At 53.6% G+C, this 17,871-nt stretch carries 15 protein-coding genes and 1 tRNA gene; 9 read left to right on the forward strand and 7 right to left on the reverse strand.

What is annotated here, in order from left to right:
* The first annotated feature begins 51 nt into the window (after positions 1-51).
* The 4 genes from dnaG (at position 52) to OGV71_RS08285 (ending at position 7,107) form a co-directional block, all read left to right on the forward strand.
* Entirely contained in the window at positions 52-1,797 is a 1,746-nt protein-coding gene (gene dnaG, locus OGV71_RS08270) for a DNA primase (RefSeq protein WP_003024697.1), read from the forward strand.
* Between the two features lie 243 nt (positions 1,798-2,040).
* Positions 2,041-3,888 carry an RNA polymerase sigma factor RpoD gene (gene rpoD, locus OGV71_RS08275; protein ID WP_003024699.1) on the forward strand — a complete coding sequence of 616 codons (1,848 nt, stop codon included), beginning with the start codon at positions 2,041-2,043 and terminating at the stop codon, positions 3,886-3,888.
* Positions 3,889-4,049: 161 nt separating this feature from the next.
* A complete protein-coding gene (gene yncE / locus OGV71_RS08280; protein ID WP_048218613.1) occupies positions 4,050-5,099 on the forward strand; it encodes a 7-bladed beta-propeller protein YncE in 1,050 nt (349 codons plus the stop codon).
* Between the two features lie 10 nt (positions 5,100-5,109).
* On the forward strand, positions 5,110-7,107 hold the full coding sequence (locus tag OGV71_RS08285) for a TonB-dependent receptor domain-containing protein (protein WP_003838090.1): 1,998 nt from the start codon (positions 5,110-5,112) through the stop codon (positions 7,105-7,107).
* Between the two features lie 30 nt (positions 7,108-7,137).
* On the opposite strand, the gene mug is transcribed toward OGV71_RS08285, so the two are convergent.
* Positions 7,138-7,644 (reverse strand): G/U mismatch-specific DNA glycosylase, encoded by a 507-nt coding sequence (mug, locus tag OGV71_RS08290; protein WP_048218614.1) that lies wholly within the window; start codon positions 7,642-7,644, stop codon positions 7,138-7,140.
* A gap of 125 nt (positions 7,645-7,769) precedes the next feature.
* On the opposite strand from mug, the gene OGV71_RS08295 reads away from it, so the two are divergent.
* Positions 7,770-7,845: transfer RNA gene (locus OGV71_RS08295), tRNA-Ile, on the forward strand.
* Between the two features lie 220 nt (positions 7,846-8,065).
* Here OGV71_RS08295 and OGV71_RS08300 read toward each other — a convergent pair.
* The 5 genes from OGV71_RS08300 to OGV71_RS08320 form a co-directional block, all read right to left on the reverse strand.
* On the reverse strand, positions 8,066-8,389 hold the full coding sequence (locus tag OGV71_RS08300; RefSeq protein WP_001573898.1) for a DUF1889 family protein: 324 nt from the start codon (positions 8,387-8,389) through the stop codon (positions 8,066-8,068).
* 109 nt (positions 8,390-8,498) lie between these two features.
* The gene (locus tag OGV71_RS08305) at positions 8,499-10,313 is read right to left on the reverse strand and encodes a diol dehydratase reactivase subunit alpha (protein WP_264859468.1); all 1,815 of its coding nucleotides are present in this window, start codon (positions 10,311-10,313) and stop codon (positions 8,499-8,501) included.
* 10 nt (positions 10,314-10,323) lie between these two features.
* Positions 10,324-10,752, reverse strand: coding sequence for a diol dehydratase small subunit (locus OGV71_RS08310; RefSeq protein WP_003024721.1), 429 nt, complete (start codon positions 10,750-10,752; stop codon positions 10,324-10,326).
* A gap of 2 nt (positions 10,753-10,754) precedes the next feature.
* Complete coding sequence (locus OGV71_RS08315; protein ID WP_003024724.1) at positions 10,755-11,339, reverse strand: propanediol/glycerol family dehydratase medium subunit; 585 nt, start codon at positions 11,337-11,339, stop codon at positions 10,755-10,757.
* Between the two features lie 11 nt (positions 11,340-11,350).
* Positions 11,351-13,018, reverse strand: coding sequence for a propanediol/glycerol family dehydratase large subunit (locus tag OGV71_RS08320; RefSeq protein WP_048217121.1), 1,668 nt, complete (start codon positions 13,016-13,018; stop codon positions 11,351-11,353).
* A gap of 392 nt (positions 13,019-13,410) precedes the next feature.
* Between OGV71_RS08320 and OGV71_RS08325 the strand changes: the two genes are divergently transcribed.
* Genes OGV71_RS08325 through OGV71_RS08340 form a run of 4 tightly spaced genes read left to right on the forward strand, consistent with a single transcriptional unit; the run spans position 13,411 to position 15,926 of the window.
* A complete protein-coding gene (locus OGV71_RS08325; protein ID WP_003024730.1) occupies positions 13,411-13,839 on the forward strand; it encodes a GlcG/HbpS family heme-binding protein in 429 nt (142 codons plus the stop codon).
* 22 nt (positions 13,840-13,861) lie between these two features.
* A complete protein-coding gene (dhaT, locus tag OGV71_RS08330) occupies positions 13,862-15,025 on the forward strand; it encodes a 1,3-propanediol dehydrogenase (protein WP_148361444.1) in 1,164 nt (387 codons plus the stop codon).
* 16 nt (positions 15,026-15,041) lie between these two features.
* Positions 15,042-15,395, forward strand: a complete 354-nt coding sequence (locus OGV71_RS08335; RefSeq protein WP_032950260.1) for a glycerol dehydratase reactivase beta/small subunit family protein — start codon at positions 15,042-15,044, stop codon at positions 15,393-15,395.
* On the forward strand, positions 15,396-15,926 hold the full coding sequence (locus OGV71_RS08340) for a cob(I)yrinic acid a,c-diamide adenosyltransferase (RefSeq protein ID WP_003841452.1): 531 nt from the start codon (positions 15,396-15,398) through the stop codon (positions 15,924-15,926).
* On the opposite strand, the gene dhaR is transcribed toward OGV71_RS08340, so the two are convergent.
* Positions 15,904-17,829: a dihydroxyacetone kinase operon transcriptional regulator DhaR gene (gene dhaR / locus OGV71_RS08345; RefSeq protein WP_193863309.1), complete on the reverse strand. Its 1,926-nt coding sequence runs from the start codon at positions 17,827-17,829 to the stop codon at positions 15,904-15,906. The genes OGV71_RS08340 and dhaR overlap by 23 nt on opposite strands.
* Between the last annotated feature and the right edge of the window lie 42 nt (positions 17,830-17,871).

Consider the following 17,871-nt stretch of genomic DNA (forward strand, 5'->3'; position numbering starts at 1 on the left):
GATGCATCCTGAATGATTTTGTGTATATGAGTCATCAAAAAACAGGGGCTTATGGCTGGACGAATTCCTCGCGTTTTTATCAATGACCTGCTGGCAAGAACCGACATCGTCGATCTCATTGACGCGCGGGTAAAGCTGAAAAAGCAGGGCAAAAATTATCACGCGTGCTGTCCGTTTCATAACGAAAAAACCCCCTCTTTCACCGTAAACGGTGAAAAACAGTTTTATCACTGCTTTGGGTGTGGCGCGCATGGCAACGCCGTCGACTTTCTCATGAACTACGACAAGCTCGAGTTTGTGGAAACCGTCGAAGAACTGGCCGCAATGCACAACCTTGAAGTGCCCTATGAAGCAGGCAGTGGCCCCAGTCAGATAGAGCGCCATCAACGGCAAAGCCTTTATCAATTGATGGATGGCCTGAACACTTTTTATCAACAGTCTTTGATGCAACCCGCCGCTACCCCTGCGCGCCAGTACCTGGAAAAGCGAGGATTAAGTAGCGACGTTATCACCCGTTTTGCTATTGGTTTTGCGCCCCCCGGCTGGGACAACGTCCTGAAACGGTTTGGCGGCAATGCTGAAAATCGCAAATCGCTGGTTGATGCGGGGATGTTGGTCACCAACGATCAGGGACGCAGTTACGATCGCTTCCGCGAACGGGTGATGTTCCCCATCCGCGACAAACGTGGTCGGGTCATTGGTTTTGGTGGACGCGTGCTGGGCGATGCCCTGCCGAAGTATCTGAACTCCCCGGAAACCGATATTTTCCATAAAGGTCGCCAGCTGTATGGTCTTTATGAAGCCCAGCAGGATAACGCCGATCCACAGCGCCTGTTAGTGGTAGAAGGCTATATGGATGTGGTGGCGCTGGCACAATACGGCATTAACTACGCCGTGGCATCCCTTGGGACGTCGACCACCGCCGATCACATCCAACTGTTGTTCCGCGCGACGAACAACGTAATTTGCTGTTACGACGGCGACCGTGCCGGACGTGACGCAGCGTGGCGCGCGCTGGAAACCGCACTGCCCTATATGACAGACGGACGCCAGCTACGCTTTATGTTTTTACCTGACGGCGAAGACCCCGATACGCTGGTGCGTAAAGAAGGGAAAGAGGCCTTTGAAGCCCGGATGGAGCAGGCGCTGCCGCTCTCCGCGTTTTTATTTAACAGCCTGTTGCCGCAGGTGGATTTGAGTACCCCAGACGGACGCGCACAGCTCAGCACGTTGGCATTACCGCTGATTACTCAAGTACCAGGCGAAACGTTACGCATTTATCTGCGACAGGAGTTGGGAAACAAGCTCGGCATTCTGGATGACAGCCAGCTTGAACGTTTAATGCCAAAACTGGCAGAAAATGGGGCTTCCCGCCCTGTTCCACAGCTAAAACGTACGACCATGCGTATACTTATAGGGTTGCTGGTGCAGAACCCGGAGCTCGCCCCGCTGGTTCCACCGTTAGGCGCACTGGATAGCAATAAGCTGCCTGGACTTGGCTTATTCAGAGAACTGGTCAACACTTGTCTGGCTCAGCCAGGTCTGACCACCGGGCAACTTTTAGAACACTATCGTGGCACAAATGATGCTGCGACCCTTGAAAAACTGTCGATGTGGGACGATATAGCAGATAAAGATATCGCAGAAAAAACCTTCACCGACTCACTCAACCATATGTTTGATTCGATGCTTGAACTGCGCCAGGAAGAGTTGATAGCTCGTGAGCGCACACACGGTTTAAGTAGCGAAGAACGCCGGGAACTCTGGACGCTGAACCAGGAACTGGCCAAGAAATAAGAGAAAGACAAAACAAAGACAAAATCATTCGCGTTGTATCAAGGCAGCAAGTAAACGAACGCAGCTAACGCAGAGACAACGTGAAAGATGAAGTATTTAACGGCTTAACTGCCGAATATCGATCGGGAAGCCCCCGACAGCCGCACGGAGAGGCAGCGGCAAAATATAAGTATGCCCTCGTTTTGCCGTTGGCGGTTTTACCGCCCAACACCAATCAAACGAATTAAGTGTGGATACCGTCTTATGGAGCAAAACCCGCAGTCACAGCTGAAGCTTCTTGTCCAACGTGGTAAGGAGCAAGGCTATCTGACCTATGCCGAGGTCAATGACCATCTGCCGGAAGATATCGTCGATTCAGATCAAATCGAAGACATCATCCAAATGATCAATGACATGGGTATTCAGGTGATGGAAGAAGCACCTGATGCCGATGATCTGCTGCTTGCTGAAACCTCCAACAGCACCGATGAAGACGCGGAAGAAGCGGCTGCCCAGGTTCTGTCCAGCGTTGAGTCCGAAATCGGTCGTACAACTGACCCGGTCCGCATGTACATGCGTGAAATGGGTACCGTTGAACTGTTAACCCGCGAAGGCGAAATCGACATCGCTAAACGCATCGAAGACGGGATTAACCAGGTTCAATGCTCCGTTGCCGAATACCCGGAAGCTATCACCTACCTGCTTGAGCAGTACGATCGCGTAGAAGCTGAAGAAGCACGTCTTTCCGATCTGATCACTGGCTTTGTCGATCCAAACGCGGAAGAAGACATGGCGCCAACGGCGACCCACGTCGGTTCTGAACTCTCTCAGGAAGAGATGGATGACGATGAAGACGAAGATGAAGAAGATGGCGACGACGACAGCAGCGATGATGACAACAGCATCGACCCTGAGTTAGCGCGTGAAAAATTCGGTGAACTGCGTACTCAGTACGAAATCACTCGCGACACCATCAAAGCGAAAGGCCGCAGCCATGCTGCCGCGCAGGAAGAAATTCAGAAGCTGTCCGAAGTGTTCAAACAGTTCCGCCTGGTGCCGAAGCAGTTCGACTACCTGGTAAACAGCATGCGCGTCATGATGGACCGCGTGCGTACTCAGGAACGTCTGATCATGAAGCTCTGCGTTGAGCAGTGCAAAATGCCGAAGAAAAACTTCATCACCCTGTTCACTGGCAACGAAACCAGCGAAACCTGGTTCAACGCGGCAATCGCGATGAACAAACCGTGGTCTGAAAAACTGCACGATGTGGCAGATGACGTTCACCGCGGCCTGCAGAAACTGCAGCAGATTGAAGAAGAAACCGGCCTGACCATCGAGCAGGTTAAAGATATCAACCGTCGCATGTCCATCGGTGAAGCGAAAGCCCGCCGTGCGAAAAAAGAGATGGTTGAAGCGAACTTACGTCTGGTTATCTCTATCGCTAAAAAATACACCAACCGTGGCTTGCAGTTCCTGGATCTGATTCAGGAAGGTAACATCGGTCTGATGAAAGCGGTTGATAAGTTTGAATACCGTCGTGGTTACAAGTTCTCCACCTATGCAACCTGGTGGATCCGTCAGGCGATCACCCGTTCGATCGCGGATCAGGCGCGTACCATCCGTATCCCGGTACATATGATTGAGACTATCAACAAGCTCAACCGTATCTCCCGTCAGATGCTGCAAGAGATGGGCCGCGAGCCTACGCCGGAAGAACTGGCTGAACGCATGCTGATGCCGGAAGACAAGATCCGTAAAGTGCTGAAGATCGCTAAAGAGCCTATCTCCATGGAAACGCCGATCGGCGACGATGAAGATTCGCATCTGGGTGATTTCATCGAGGATACCACCCTCGAGCTGCCGCTGGACTCTGCGACCACCGAGAGCCTGCGTGCCGCAACGCACGACGTTCTGGCTGGCCTGACCGCCCGTGAAGCGAAAGTTCTGCGTATGCGTTTCGGTATCGATATGAACACCGACCACACGCTGGAAGAAGTCGGTAAACAGTTCGACGTTACCCGTGAACGTATCCGTCAGATCGAAGCGAAAGCGCTGCGTAAACTGCGCCACCCGAGCCGCTCTGAAGTACTGCGTAGCTTCCTCGACGATTAATCGTTTCTGTTATTAAGAAGCTCCCTCCGGGGAGCTTTTTTTTTGGGATTTTCCGCAGTGTACAAAAATTAGTAGGGGGCATTGCCTATATATGCAATTGTAAATGATATTTATTTTCATTATCATTTTTCTTTTCGTAAACAACTGTAAAGAAAAATGACATGAATTTAAAAACATTAAAAAATCAGTCCCTCTGCGCGCTTGCGATTTCACTGGCACTTTATGCCGGTTCAGCCCTGGCAAAAGACTTTACTGAGGATCAGTTCGCCTCTCAGACGCTTGGTCATGGCGTTTACGAACTGGCTTATGACGCCGGACAACAGGCTATCTATGCAGCCTCTGCCCCCTCTTTCGACAAAGATAAAACCGCCGGTGAAGTGTTCCTGTTTTCAACTGAATCATTAAAAGTCGATGAGCGGATCGCCACCGAACGCCGTCCTTTTGCGGTCTCACTGGATGAACCTAACCACATTCTCTGGCTAGGTAATGCGCTGGATGGCTCACTGACCCTGCTGGATACCCGTACCCATAAAGAAGTGAAAATGCTTCAGCTTGCAGACGAAGAAAATAAAGCCCACGTTCGTGAAGTGGTGCTCGACAAGAAGCACCACCGTCTGTATGTCTCCGGTATTGGCAGTGAAAATAAAGGTGTGCTGTGGGTTGTCGACACGTATAACCAGAAACTATTACACGCCCTCAAAGGGATGGATCCGGTCGGTTTCGCCGTTGATGAAGCTGGCGATAAAGTTTACGCCGTCACTGGCAAAGGCGAACTGGTTACCCTGGATGGCAAAACGTCGCAGGTTCTGTCGCGTGTGAAGGTTGACCCCTCCGAGCCGAAGCATTACTTCCTGAACATCGCGTTGAACACGGCCAAAGGCGTCGGATTTATCGCCGATACCAACACCGCCGACGTGCTGGTAGTCCAACTGGGCAGCGGTAAAATTGTTCACCGCGTTCCCACGCCAAACTCTATCGCAGCGGTCTATAACCCTGCCCGCAACGAAGTGTATGTTACCCATCGCAATGCCCGTCAGATTAGCGTTATCGATGCCAACACTTACAGCCTGAAGCACACCATCAAAACGGCAGCAATGCCAAACAGCATGGTGCTTTCTCCTGACAGCAAAACGCTCTTCGTTAGCGTGAAGCAGGATGAAAAAGCCAACAAGGCTGACTATGTACTCAAGCTCGATTTAACCCAGTTCTGAGGAATGCGTTGTGATTAACCAGACTCGTACCGCGCTGGCGATTTCGCTCGCCCTTGCCAGCCTCCCGGCGACTGTTTTCGCCGAAGAAACCACACCAGATAATGAAGATCAACTGGTGGTCACCGCCACCGGTTTCGCACAGGAACGCCGTGAGGCACCGGCGACCATCTCCGTCGTCGGCGAGAAAGAACTGAACACCCGCTCTAACCAGAACGTCACCGAAGCCCTTCGCGAGATGCCCGGCGTATTGGTGGGTAATGGCAACGGTAGCCTTGCCACAGGCGATGTGCAGATGCGCGGCATGGACTCGACCTATACCTCCTACATGGTCAACGGCATCAAACAAGGCACCCGCGAATCGCGTCCTTACGGACACCATATCGGGACAGAGGCTGCCTTTTTACCGCCGCTTGCTGCTATCGAGCGAATCGAGGTGATTCGCGGACCGATGTCCTCACTGTATGGCTCTGACTCCATCGGCGGCGTGGTCAACGTCATCACCAAAAAAGGCTACAACCTCGATAAATGGACGGGTGTGCTGGAAGATAACTACTTCCTGCAAGAGAAGAGCGAGTACGGTAACACCAACCAGACTAATGTCTTCCTGATGGGGCCAATTATCCCCAGCAAGCTCGGAGTGAGCGTAGCGGCGGATTATCTTGATCGCCGTGATGACGACAGCATCTCCGATGAGCGCTTTGTGAAGCACCAGGCTGGCAATCTGGATGCCACCATCAACATGTCGCCGACCGACACCCAACTGTGGGATTTGAACGTCGTCAAAGGGCATCAGGTAAAATCACACAATGATAAAGCCTGGCAATGGGACTTTGACCGCGATGCCGCTTCACTTGCGCAGCATGCCTGGTACGGCGACGATCTGCTGGAAGTGAAGAACTTCATCAGCTACGAGAACGCTAAAACCGAGTATCGTGTGCCGGGCATGAGTTCGCAATTCATTAAGCAGAAAAACTATGAAGCCAACAGCGCGAACACCTTTACGCTGGGCGACCACAAGCTGACGCTGGGGATCAACTTCACTCGTAATGAGCTGGACGACACTTTCGGCATCGAAAACAAAGAAGTGCCGGGCATAACGCCGGTCAGCAAGATCACCCGTGACGGCTGGGCCATCTTCGCGGAAGATGCCTGGATGATGGTTCCGGACTTCACCCTCACCACCTCGGCGCGTCTCGATCACGACAGCTACTTTGGCTATCACGTCACGCCAAAACTCTACGGTAACTGGACGATTGACGAAAGCTGGGCGCTGAAGGGCGGCGTATCGGCGGGCTATAAAAAACCGGACCTGCGTGAGAACAATGAAGGTTTCACCAGCGTCTACGGTTCGTATCCGTATTCCTTCATTGGGATCGGTAACGATGACCTGAAACCTGAGCAGAGCGTCAACACCGAGCTGGGCGTCTACTGGCAACAGGACACACTGGCACTGGATGCAACCGTGTTCTTCACCAAATTCAAGGACAAGATCAGCGACTACACCATCTGTACCGCAACGGCCACGCAGAAGTGCATTTACAACGGGTATGAAGCGGAAGAAGTCTCGCAGTATTTCAACGTCAGTGACGCGGAAATCTATGGCCTGGAGCTGAACGGCGACTGGCAGGTCACTACCGCGCTGAAAGCGAACGCGAACTACACCTATACCCACAGCGAGCAAAAGAGCGGTCAGTACAAGGGAGAGGCACTGAACGAGTTCCCGACGAGCATGGCCAACCTGTCTCTGACATGGAATGCACTTAACGATCTTGAACTGTGGAGCAAAGCCAGCTGGCGCAGCAATACGCCTGACATCGGCAAATCAACGTCAACCGACGCCTATGCGCTGGTCGATTTAGGGGCACGCTACCATCTCAACAAGAGCATCACATTGATGGCGGGGGTTTATAACCTGTTCGACGTGAACCCAATCTACAAAACGTCCTATAACCAGTCTTCCATCCTGGAAGGACGCCGCTACAACATGGGCGCACGCTTCGAGTTCTGACAGTGACGCCGGAGCCTAAGGCTCCGGCAGTTACAGGCCGCGCGCCTTCAACGCCACATTCACTTCCCGATACGCCTCTACCAGTTTATCCAGCGTGATCCGGCTTAACCCGCTGGGATTCGGCAATACCCATATTTGCGTCGCGCCAATGGTCAGCGTCTGTTTTCCCCACTGCGCCCCACGCTGGCTAAGCCCCTGCTCAAATGCCTGCTTCCCGAGGATAGCGAGCGCGGCTGGCTGATACTCTTCTATTTTCTCAATAAGCAGACGACCGCCGCTACGCATCTCTTGTAGCTTTACCTCATTGGCTTGCACCGTTGGTCTGTCGACAAACTTAGTCACGCCGCAGCGGAAGTCCAGCAGATGCTGTGCCTCTTCAGGTTTAAGCTGGCGATCGGTAAACCCCGCCTGATGGATAACCTTCCAGAAGCGATTCGCGGGATGCGCAAAGGGGAATCCTGTACCTGCGGAAGATAACCCCGGATTGATGCCGCAAAACACCACCCGCAGCCCCGGTGCCAGTATGTCCTTAACCATAATTACTCCGAACAATACATCAGAGGAACAAGTATAACGGACTGAAAATACATTGTTTATAAAAACAGCATCCGTACGCTTATGTCTGGATTGCAACGCGGAGTTACTTTATAATCCACCGCCACGGCCCCTTAGCTCAGTGGTTAGAGCAGGCGACTCATAATCGCTTGGTCGCTGGTTCAAGTCCAGCAGGGGCCACCAGACTTCAAGGACTTGCGAGAAATCGCAGGTCCTTTTTGTTATTGGAAATATATGCAATTGTTGGCAAAGCCAATAATTGGATGGCTCTGAATGCGTAGCGGGGGATGGCGAGGGAATAAGGATATATCATGCGATACGCCAGCCCATATCGCTGGCATTCCATTTGGACGCCGCCATCCCGAGATGGAAACGTCCGTTAGAGTTTGATTCGATAGTCAGCTCACACTAGCTCTTTGAGCTGCTCCTGCATATAGGTTGAAAAATACTCTGGGTTCTTGATAAGGATGCGGTTACCGGAGGCGACTTTTTCTGCCCATCCGGCCACTTTTTTCGTGAACTCGGGATTCCATCCCTCCTGCTCACCCCGTGCCATCACAACTTCCGGACTCGCTGGCACACCTAAGTCATGCAAATACTTTAAGATTCCCTTAGCGGTGCTTTCATCCATTGAATGGGGTACTGACGCCGAAGTGTTCATACCACCAATAAAATCCAATGCTTTCTCAATTGCTGTTGGCATGCTCTTATCCTTAAAATTAACCACGTGAGAGACACATTTATACTATGTACCCAACTCCGCCGGGATATCAAAGAGAACATCGCCTTTATTTGACTTACCCCGCAGCTAAACGCTTGCGCGGCTGTTTTCTGCGCTATTTTTTTGCATCTCCGGCTAAAACCAGTCCAGTTGCCACCGCATTACGCGGCCCTTCGGTACCTCGAATATTGCCCTGCCCGGCGACAACGCCGTAATGCGCCAGCGCATCGGTGATCATCTGCGGGATTTCGAAATCCAGTGAAGAACCGCCTACCAGCACCACAAAAGTCATATCGCGAATAGATCCACCGGGTGACACCTGGCGTAACGCGCGCAGGCAGTTGGTCACAAAAACCTTCTCTTTGGCCTGTCGGCGCACCAGACGTATTTTTTCCAGCGAGGTCTGGTTATCTACCGGGATCAGCTCGCCCTCTTTCAAATACACAACTTTGGCAAACACCGACGGGCTGAGCGGTTCGCGGAAAAACTCTACCGCGCCGTTCTCATGGCGAATGCTGAACAGGCTCTCCACTTTTGCCAGCGGGTATTTTTTAATTTCCTCCGCCAGAAATGCATCGCTTAAGCCCAGCTCTGTTTGAATCAACAGGCTGACCATATTCCCCGCCCCGGCCAGATGTACCGCTTTCACTACGCCATCGCTATTGATGACGGCTGCATCGGTAGATCCTGCGCCTAAATCGAGGATTGCCAGCGGCGCAGCGCATCCAGGCGTTGTTAACGCACCCGCTACAGCCATGTTGGCCTCCACGCCACCAACCTCAACCAAAGTGTTTAACCGGGCGCTCAGCTCACTGGCGATGGCCTGCATCTGTAAGCGATCGGCTTTCACCATCGCCGCAATGCCCACGGCGTTCTCCATTGAACACTCTCCGGCGATGCCGCCCTGCACCTTACGCGGAATAAATGTATCGACCGCCAACAGATCCTGAATATGCACCGTGTTCATGTCATGACCGGTCAGCGAGGCCATCACCTTTCGCACCCGCTCCAGCATGCCGCCTGCGTGCGTACCAGCTTCCCCAGCAATATCGCGCACGGGCGCGCAGGCGCTCATCGCCTGCATAATGGCCTGCGCGCCTTGCGCTACGTCGGCTTCACCGCCACGCTTTTCACCACGGATAAAGATCTTACCCGCCGGGATCACTCTTGATTGCACATCGCCCTGCGGGGTTTTCAGCACCACGGCGGAACGGTTGCCAATCAGCGCTCTGGCGATGGGGACGATAGTTTGCGTTTCCTCGGGCGTCAGGGCAAAGAAGGTCGCAATGCCGTAAGGGTTCGACAGCACCCGCACCACCTGTCCTGGGGCCGCCACTTCCACCGCCGCCAGAACACCTTCCGGTACCTTCTCCAGCAGAGTGACTTCATCAACCACCGGCATTGGCCGATGCAGGCGATTATTCACCAGCACGCCATCATCTTTTTTCAGGATGGCCGCCACCACATTGACGCCGCGATCCAGCGCTTCATTGATAAACCAAACCGCCTCAAGGAAATCCATCTCCTCACCTACCAACGGGATCCAGCCCTGGGCAAATCGATCCTCGCTCAACGCCGCCAACTTCTCCACGGCGATGGTGGTTCCCATGCCCACGCCAACGCCACCGGGCGTTTGCGGGTTATGACCAATCATCGTCGATTCGGTAATGATGGTTTCAGTGATGGTTTCCATCGCCACATCGCCAATCACCGGTGCGGCCTCGTTGATGCAAATTTTTGCTACGTCCTGCAGCGACCACGGCGTGTTATTCAGCGCCTGCTGCAGGGACGCGACTACCCCGGCGATATTATCCCGCGTGCCTTTCATACCGGTCGTGGCGACAATCCCGCTGCCGATAAACCGGCCATCCTGCGCCAACGCCACTTCGGTGGTGGCGTTGCCGATATCGATCCCTGCAATTAACGGCATGCTGCCTCCGTCACTGGCTGCCTTTACGCAGCTTATTTCTCTGCTGATATACCTCTGCCGATTCGCGGACAAACCCGGCGTTCACCGTGGCATGCCATGTGTGTTCCAGTTCATCGGCAATGGCCTGCAACTCGGCGAAAGAAGAACGAAACGGTCGCAGCGCGTTGTAGATCTCCAGAATGCGGGCATCCGGAATCGCAATCAGTTCTGCCGCACGACGAAAATTGCGCGCCACGGCATGACGCTGCATCTGCTCGGCAATCTGCGCCTGGTACTCCAGCGTTTGCTGAGAAATACGCACATCCTGCGGTCCTACGCGGCCCGCCAGCACATTCTCAAGAGTAATGTCGGTTAGCGGCTTGCCGGTAGGCGTCTGGATTTTCTCCGGGCAGCGGGTCGCTAATGGGTAATCCTGCGCAGTCATGATGTTGTCGTTCATGGTCATTCCCTTACCAGTGCAATATGCAACGTGACAGGCGCAGCATCCTGCACCACGTGTTTGGTTTCTTTGATATGAAACAGCGCGGCCTTGGCCATAAATTTAGGGCGCACCATCTGGTCATTGACCACTGGCACCGGCGAAGGCGACTCTTTGCGTGCATATCGCGCGGCGTTTTTACCAATCTGACGATAGGTTTCCAGCGTCAGCAGCGGAGCCTGAGAGAACAGCTCGAGGTTGCTTAACGGCAGCAGATCGCGCTGATGAATCACCGTGGTTCCTTTCGACTGGATGCCAATCCCGATGCCTGAGCCGCTGAGGTTTGCCGCATCCCATGCCATAAAAGAAACATCCGAGGTGCGCAGGATCCTCACTACCCGCGCATGTAATCCCTCTTCTTCGATGCCAGCAACCAGCTCTTTCAGAATCGCGTTGTGAGGCATATCAATCAGGGTTTTATGCTGGTGCTTGCCAAAGGCCGGGCCGACGCCAATCACCACTTCATCCACGCGTTCATCCGCGTTAGCCGCCTCGCCTTCGCTCACTTGTAAGGTGAAAACCGGCTTACGTTCAGTTGTGCATTCCACAGTGTTCCGCCTTATTCGATCGAGCCGGGCTGAACCACGCCCGCAATATTTTTAATTTCCGCCCAGCGTTCGGCACTGATGCGATAGCCGGTACCAGGTCCCTGATAATCATTGATGTCGTTGACGGCGCTGACGACGTCGAACTGGCGATCCAGAATGGCCGACGTTTGCAGGTAATCACCAGTAACACGCTGTCTCAGCATATTGAGGATATTGCTGGCGATATCTTCAAAACCGCTGCAACTCAACGCGCCGACGATATCCAGCCCGGTGATATTACGCTTCATCATCTCTTCCACGGCCGCCAGATCCTCCACTACATTGCGCGCAGGCATATCTTTGCTGCCGTGAGCATAAGTAGCGGCTTCCACTTCTTCATCGCTAATCAGCGGCAGGCCCAGTTCGCGGAACACCGCCTGAATGGCGCGTGCAGCCTTATTGCGTATAGCGATGGTTTCTTCTTCAGTCACCGGACGCAGACCGCCGTCAACCATCAGATCGCGTTGCAGGATGTTGTAATCATCGAAGTCTTCAGCGTCGAAGTTCGACCCGGCAAACATGTTGTCGTAGTTGGGTACCGCGCTGTAACCAGAGAAAATAAAGTCGGTACCCGGCAGCATCTGCATCAGGGTGCGGGCAGTACGGCGAATATCGGAGTGAGAAAAGGTCTGGTCATTGGCGGAGGCCACTTCAAGGTCGAGCATTGAGGCAATCAGGTTTTCCGCCAGCACCGCGCGGATCCCCGAAGGCACGGCGCCGGTCATGCCGATGCAGCTGACCGCACCGTTTTGCAGCCCCTGTACGCCCGCGCCTTTAGTGATAAAAATGCAGCGCGACTCCAGATATAGCATCGATTTACTTTCGGAATAGCCCATCAGCGCTTCCGAGCCAGTGCCGGAGGTGTAGCGCATCTTCAGGCCACGCGATGCATAAGCCGAGGCGAGAAACGCTTTGGACCACGGAGTGTCATCACCGTCGGTAAACACCGATTCTGTGCCATACACCGACACAGTTTCGGCATAACTGGTTAGCCCACGCATGCCCAGCTCCAGCTCCGTGGCCTCTTCAACAGAACATTGCGTCAGCACACCAGGACGACCGCACTGGGAACCCACCAGCAGCGCCAGGGCGTTAAACGGCGCGTAGCGGGCGATGCCAACCGTCGTTTCCTGCTCGGAAAAGCCACGGATCCCCGCTTCAGCAGCGTCGGCGGCAATCTGTACCGGGTTATCTTTCAGGTTGGTCACGTGGCACTGGTTGGAGGGCGTGCGTCTGGCACGCATTTTTTGCAGCGCCATCATCATCTCCACCACGTTCATTTGCGCCATCACTTCCACCGCTTTCGCCGGGGTGATGGCAGTGGTAATGGCAATAATATCTTCCCGACTGACGTGGATATCCACCAGCATTCTGGCGATCTCCAGCGCGTCGAGCTGCATGGCGTGCTCGGCCTCAGCCACGTTAATGGCGTAGTCGGCAATGAAACGGTCGATCATGTCGAACTCGGCGCGGCTCTTACCGTCCAGCTCAACAATACGACCATTTTCCACCTTCACCGACGACGCTGGATCGTAGGGGCTTTCCATGGCGATCAGCCCCTCTTCAGGCCATTCGCCAATCAGCCCATCCTGATTTACAGGCCGCTTCGCAAGTACTTCGAATCGTTTTGATCTTCTCATGATTTATTGACTCAAAAGATAAAAAATAGGGACGCCGGGCCGCATTGCCGGGGACACAACACCCGTCATTCGCCTTTCATCAGCAATGGTCGAACTCTAAATGAGCAGAACAATAAAAAAATAAAATTAATTTCGTTCCAATTTGGTACCTAATAAAAACGCATCGTTTCATATTGAAACGCAATTCAGGAATATCCATCGTGAATTGTGACGAGGTTAAATGATCATTATCAATAAACGCAAAACCGGGAAGGTGAATTTAATATCTTTGAAATTTTCGCCCTATTGACTTAATAACGTGCGGCGAGAAAATAAGGTAAAGCCAATGATAAAAATAGCTGTTGCGCGATATGTTTCGTGACCTCAGCCCTACAACATTTTCAGGAGAAACTGTGAATAAGAGCCAACAAATTGCCACCATTACGCTGGCGGCTGCAAAAAAAATGGCGCAGGCCGTTGAGGCTAAAGCGCTTGAGATCAGCGTTCCGGTGGTCTTTTCCGTGGTGGATCGCGGTGGGAATACGCTGCTAATGCAACGCATGGACGATGCGTTTGTCACCAGCTGTGATATCTCTCTTAATAAAGCGTATACCGCCTGCTGCCTGCGCCAGGGTACCCATGAAATTACCGATGCGGTACAACCTGGTGCTTCGCTATATGGTTTGCAGCTTACCAACCAACAGCGCATTGTTATTTTCGGCGGCGGTTTACCTGTCATATTAAACGGTAAATTAATTGGTGCCGTTGGCGTTAGCGGCGGCACCGTGGAACAAGACAGATTATTAGCAGAAACCGCACTGAATTGTTTCTCTGAATTATAATTTAAATCTAAGAAGGTATATTATGAGCTATCGTATGTTTGATTACCTGGTGCCAAATGTGAACTTCTTTGGCCCCAATGCTATTTCCGTTGTCGGCGAACGCTGCAAACTGTTAGGCGGTAAAAAAGCGCTGCTGGTTACTGATAAAGGTCTGCGGGCCATTAAAGACGGCGCGGTAGATAAAACCCTCGCCCATTTACGTGAAGCGGGCATTGACGTGGTGGTTTTTGATAGCGTTGAACCTAACCCCAAAGACACCAACGTGCGTGACGGTCTGGAAGTCTTTCGCAAAGAGCATTGCGATATCATCGTTACCGTCGGTGGCGGTAGCCCGCATGACTGCGGTAAAGGCATCGGTATCGCAGCAACTCACGAAGGCGATCTCTACAGCTATGCCGGGATTGAAACCCTGACCAACCCGCTGCCGCCGATCGTTGCGGTGAATACCACTGCCGGTACCGCCAGCGAAGTCACCCGCCACTGCGTGCTGACCAATACCAAGACCAAAGTGAAGTTTGTGATTGTCAGTTGGCGTAACCTGCCGTCGGTCTCCATTAACGATCCGCTGCTGATGCTTGGCAAACCCGCCCCGCTGACCGCCGCGACGGGTATGGACGCCCTGACCCACGCCGTGGAAGCCTATATTTCCAAAGATGCCAACCCGGTCACCGACGCTGCCGCTATTCAGGCTATTCGCCTGATCGCACGCAACTTGCGTCAGGCCGTAGCGCTGGGCAGCAACCTGAAAGCTCGCGAGAACATGGCCTACGCCTCCCTGCTGGCAGGTATGGCTTTCAACAACGCCAACCTCGGCTACGTTCACGCGATGGCGCATCAGCTTGGCGGTCTGTACGACATGCCGCACGGCGTGGCGAATGCCGTACTGCTGCCGCACGTGGCGCGCTATAACCTGATCGCTAACCCGGAAAAATTTGCCGACATTGCAGAGTTTATGGGCGAAAACACTGACGGACTTTCCACCATGGATGCCGCCGAACTGGCTATTCACGCCATTGCCCGTCTCTCTGCTGACATCGGCATTCCGCAGCATCTGCGCGATCTGGGTGTCAAAGAAGCCGATTTCCCGTACATGGCGGAAATGGCGCTGAAGGACGGCAACGCCTTCTCTAACCCGCGCAAAGGGAACGAGAAAGAAATTGCCGAGATCTTCCGTCAGGCATTCTGATAGTACAGGGGGCGCAATGTCACTTTCATCACCGGGCGTACATCTGTTTTATCACTCACGCTGGCAGGATACTCGCGTGCTTGATGAGCTGTGCTGGGGACTGGAAGAGCAAGGCGTCCCTTGCCGGGCAATCTGTTGCGACGAGCATGACTGCGCACTGGCATTGAGCAAACTTGCGGCCAAAAGCTCAACGCTACGTGTCGGTCTGGGTCTTAACGCCACGGGTGATATTGCGTTAACCCACGCCCAGTTGCCCGAGGATCGGGCGCTGATCCGTGGTCATATCCGCGCCGGTGCAGCCCGGCTCCGCGTCCTCGGTGCTAATGCTGGTCAACTGGTCAAAGTGCTTCCCTTCAGCGAGATAAAATAAATGTACCGCATCTACACCCGAACCGGCGATAAAGGCACGACCGCACTGTTTGGCGGCAGCCGTATCGACAAAGACGACATCCGCGTTGAGGCCTATGGCACGGTGGATGAACTGATTTCCCAACTTGGCGTCTGCTATGCCAGCACGCGTCAGGCCGGGCTACGCCAGGATCTGCACGCCATACAGAAAATGCTGTTTGTTCTGGGTGCGGAACTCGCCAGCGATGAGAAAGGACTCGCTCGCTTACAACAGCGTATTGGTGAAGAGGATACTCAGGCGCTGGAGCAGCTTATTGACCGTAATATGGCGCAAAGCGGCCCGCTCAAAGAGTTTGTTATTCCGGGGAAAAATCTCGCATCGGCACAGCTACACGTTGCGCGAACCCTGACGCGCCGACTGGAGCGGGTCCTCATCGCGATGAGCAGATCGCTAACGTTACGCGATGAACCCAGGCGTTATATCAACCGACTGTCAGACGCGCTGTTCTCGATGGCGAGAATTGAAGAAACTAGTCCAGATGCTTGCGCTTAAACTGGCTGGCATCAATGTCGTACTGCTTCATCTTGCGCCACAAGGTAGTGCGACCGATATTCAACAGTTGCGACATCTCCTGCACGCGCCCGCTGGTGACGCGGGCAGCATGGATAATCGCCTCTTTTTCGATAGCGGTAAACGTCAGACTAGCAGGCAGCAGTGAAGACGCCGTCTCCAGACCTGGACGTTCGGCAAACAAATAATCCGGTAGATTGCTCAGCCGAATATGGCCGTTATCACTGCTGATGGCGATGTTTTCGATAATGCTGTTCAGCTCAAAGTCATTGCCCGGCCACGAATAGGCCACCAGTTGCGCCAGCGCGTCGTCGTCGATCTTCAAACTGTATGAAAAGCGTTTTTTCAGGCTATTCAGCCGCGTATAAATCAGCGAGGGAATACTACTGCGCCGCGCCCGCAGCGGTGGGATCACTATCTCAAAAGAGTGCAGCGCATAATACAGCTGACGGCTAAAGCGGTTTTGCTCCACCAGATTGGCGAGATCAACCGTGGTGGTGGCGATCACTTTGACATCCACCGGAATCAGCCGACGGGCATCCAGGCGGGTTAACACCCCCTGTTTGATCACCTGTAACAGCGCGGATTGCAGCTCCGGTGCCAGATATTCAATTTTTTCCAGAAACAGCGTGCCGCCGTTCGCCAGTTCAAGACGGCTCAACCGGCCATTTTCATCGTCGGTGGGCGCACTGCCCATAAAATCCTGCCCCAGTACGCTGTTGGCATACAACTGACAGTTCACGGCGATATACGGCCCGCTGGCGCGCTCGCTTTCATTGTGAATGGCCTGACTCAGCAGTTCTTTACCAACACCCTCTTCCCCACACAGCAGGATCGGGAAACTCCCCCTCGCTGCCTGGCGTCCAAAATGGATCAAGCGGCGGGTTTCCGGATCGTCAGTCGACATCTGCTCAAAGGTGTGGCTCACCTTGCCGAGCTGGCTGGTCATCAGTTGGCGCATTTGTTCCACTGGATGCAGCAGCAGAATAAAGCTGTTGCCCTGCTCCTCAACAATCGGCTTCAGGGTAATGACGGCATCAACAAACTGATGCTGGCTTTCAAAGGTAACTTCGACGTGATTCAGACCGCGGGCATGTTTGATCGCCCGGCGCAGCAGCATGGGGAGATTGAGCAGATCGTGAATGTTTTTCCCCTGACTGGCCTGCGCATCGAGATGCAAAAGCAGCGCCGCTCGCGCATTGATGAACTGCAATACGCCCTGTTCGTTCCAGGCCATCACACCATCATCCATACTCTCCAGCAGCCCGTACATCTGGTTCAGATGGCGGTTGGATTCAGCCAGCAGGCTGTCGGTCAGCAAAGAGTTGCCGACTTCTCTGGCAATCGCCAGCGTCAGGGATAAATCAGAAACGCACTCATGCTCCACCAGACAACATAGCGAGATGGAGCCGAACAGTCGACCATGGTTATCGAAGACCGGCGTCGAGCAGAACGACCACGGATGCAGCGCCTGTTTAAAATGCTGCTCGCCAGAGGTTTTTGTCGGCTGGCCCGGCATCGTCGCCAGCGACAGGGCACAACTGCCAATGATGCTTTCTGCACAGTAGCTGCCGTCACGAAACCCAAGCTCCGCCAGCTGTTCTACCGTCTGCGGATCGCCGCAACGGCTGAGAATACAGGCTGATTCATCCAGAATCAGCAGCGCGCACGGGCGGCCGTCCATAAACTCCCAGGCATCTTCCAGCGCAGCCTGAGCAATCGTCAGCAACGCCGTCTTGCGACGACAAATCGACTCAAAGGTCAGTCCCTGCGCCTGATGCGGCGCCTGCCAGGTTTCCCGCTGCATAAACTTGCTGCAACGATGCCATGACTGGGCAATGACTGAAGAGACTTCCTTCCCGATGCTATGCGTGTGCGCCGTCATATCCCTTTCCGCTGTTTAACCATAGACAACCCCTCCGGCAGA

This window comes from Citrobacter sp. Cf088 (assembly GCF_030334295.1).
Classification (GTDB): Bacteria; Pseudomonadota; Gammaproteobacteria; order Enterobacterales; family Enterobacteriaceae; genus Citrobacter; species Citrobacter freundii.

Excerpts from the sequence above, each read along its gene's own strand:
- OGV71_RS08305 (WP_264859468.1), bottom strand. The coding sequence starts at position 10,313 with ATGCCGTTAATTGCAGGGATCGATATCGGCAACGCCACCACCGAAGTG.
- dhaT (WP_148361444.1), top strand. The coding sequence starts at position 13,862 with ATGAGCTATCGTATGTTTGATTACCTGGTGCCAAATGTGAACTTCTTT.
- yncE (WP_048218613.1), top strand. The coding sequence starts at position 4,050 with ATGAATTTAAAAACATTAAAAAATCAGTCCCTCTGCGCGCTTGCGATT.
- dhaR (WP_193863309.1), bottom strand. The coding sequence starts at position 17,829 with ATGACGGCGCACACGCATAGCATCGGGAAGGAAGTCTCTTCAGTCATT.
- dnaG (WP_003024697.1), top strand. The coding sequence starts at position 52 with ATGGCTGGACGAATTCCTCGCGTTTTTATCAATGACCTGCTGGCAAGA.
- rpoD (WP_003024699.1), top strand. The coding sequence starts at position 2,041 with ATGGAGCAAAACCCGCAGTCACAGCTGAAGCTTCTTGTCCAACGTGGT.
- mug (WP_048218614.1), bottom strand. The coding sequence starts at position 7,644 with ATGGTTAAGGACATACTGGCACCGGGGCTGCGGGTGGTGTTTTGCGGC.
- OGV71_RS08310 (WP_003024721.1), bottom strand. The coding sequence starts at position 10,752 with ATGAACGACAACATCATGACTGCGCAGGATTACCCATTAGCGACCCGC.
- OGV71_RS08320 (WP_048217121.1), bottom strand. The coding sequence starts at position 13,018 with ATGAGAAGATCAAAACGATTCGAAGTACTTGCGAAGCGGCCTGTAAAT.
- OGV71_RS08335 (WP_032950260.1), top strand. The coding sequence starts at position 15,042 with ATGTCACTTTCATCACCGGGCGTACATCTGTTTTATCACTCACGCTGG.
- OGV71_RS08340 (WP_003841452.1), top strand. The coding sequence starts at position 15,396 with ATGTACCGCATCTACACCCGAACCGGCGATAAAGGCACGACCGCACTG.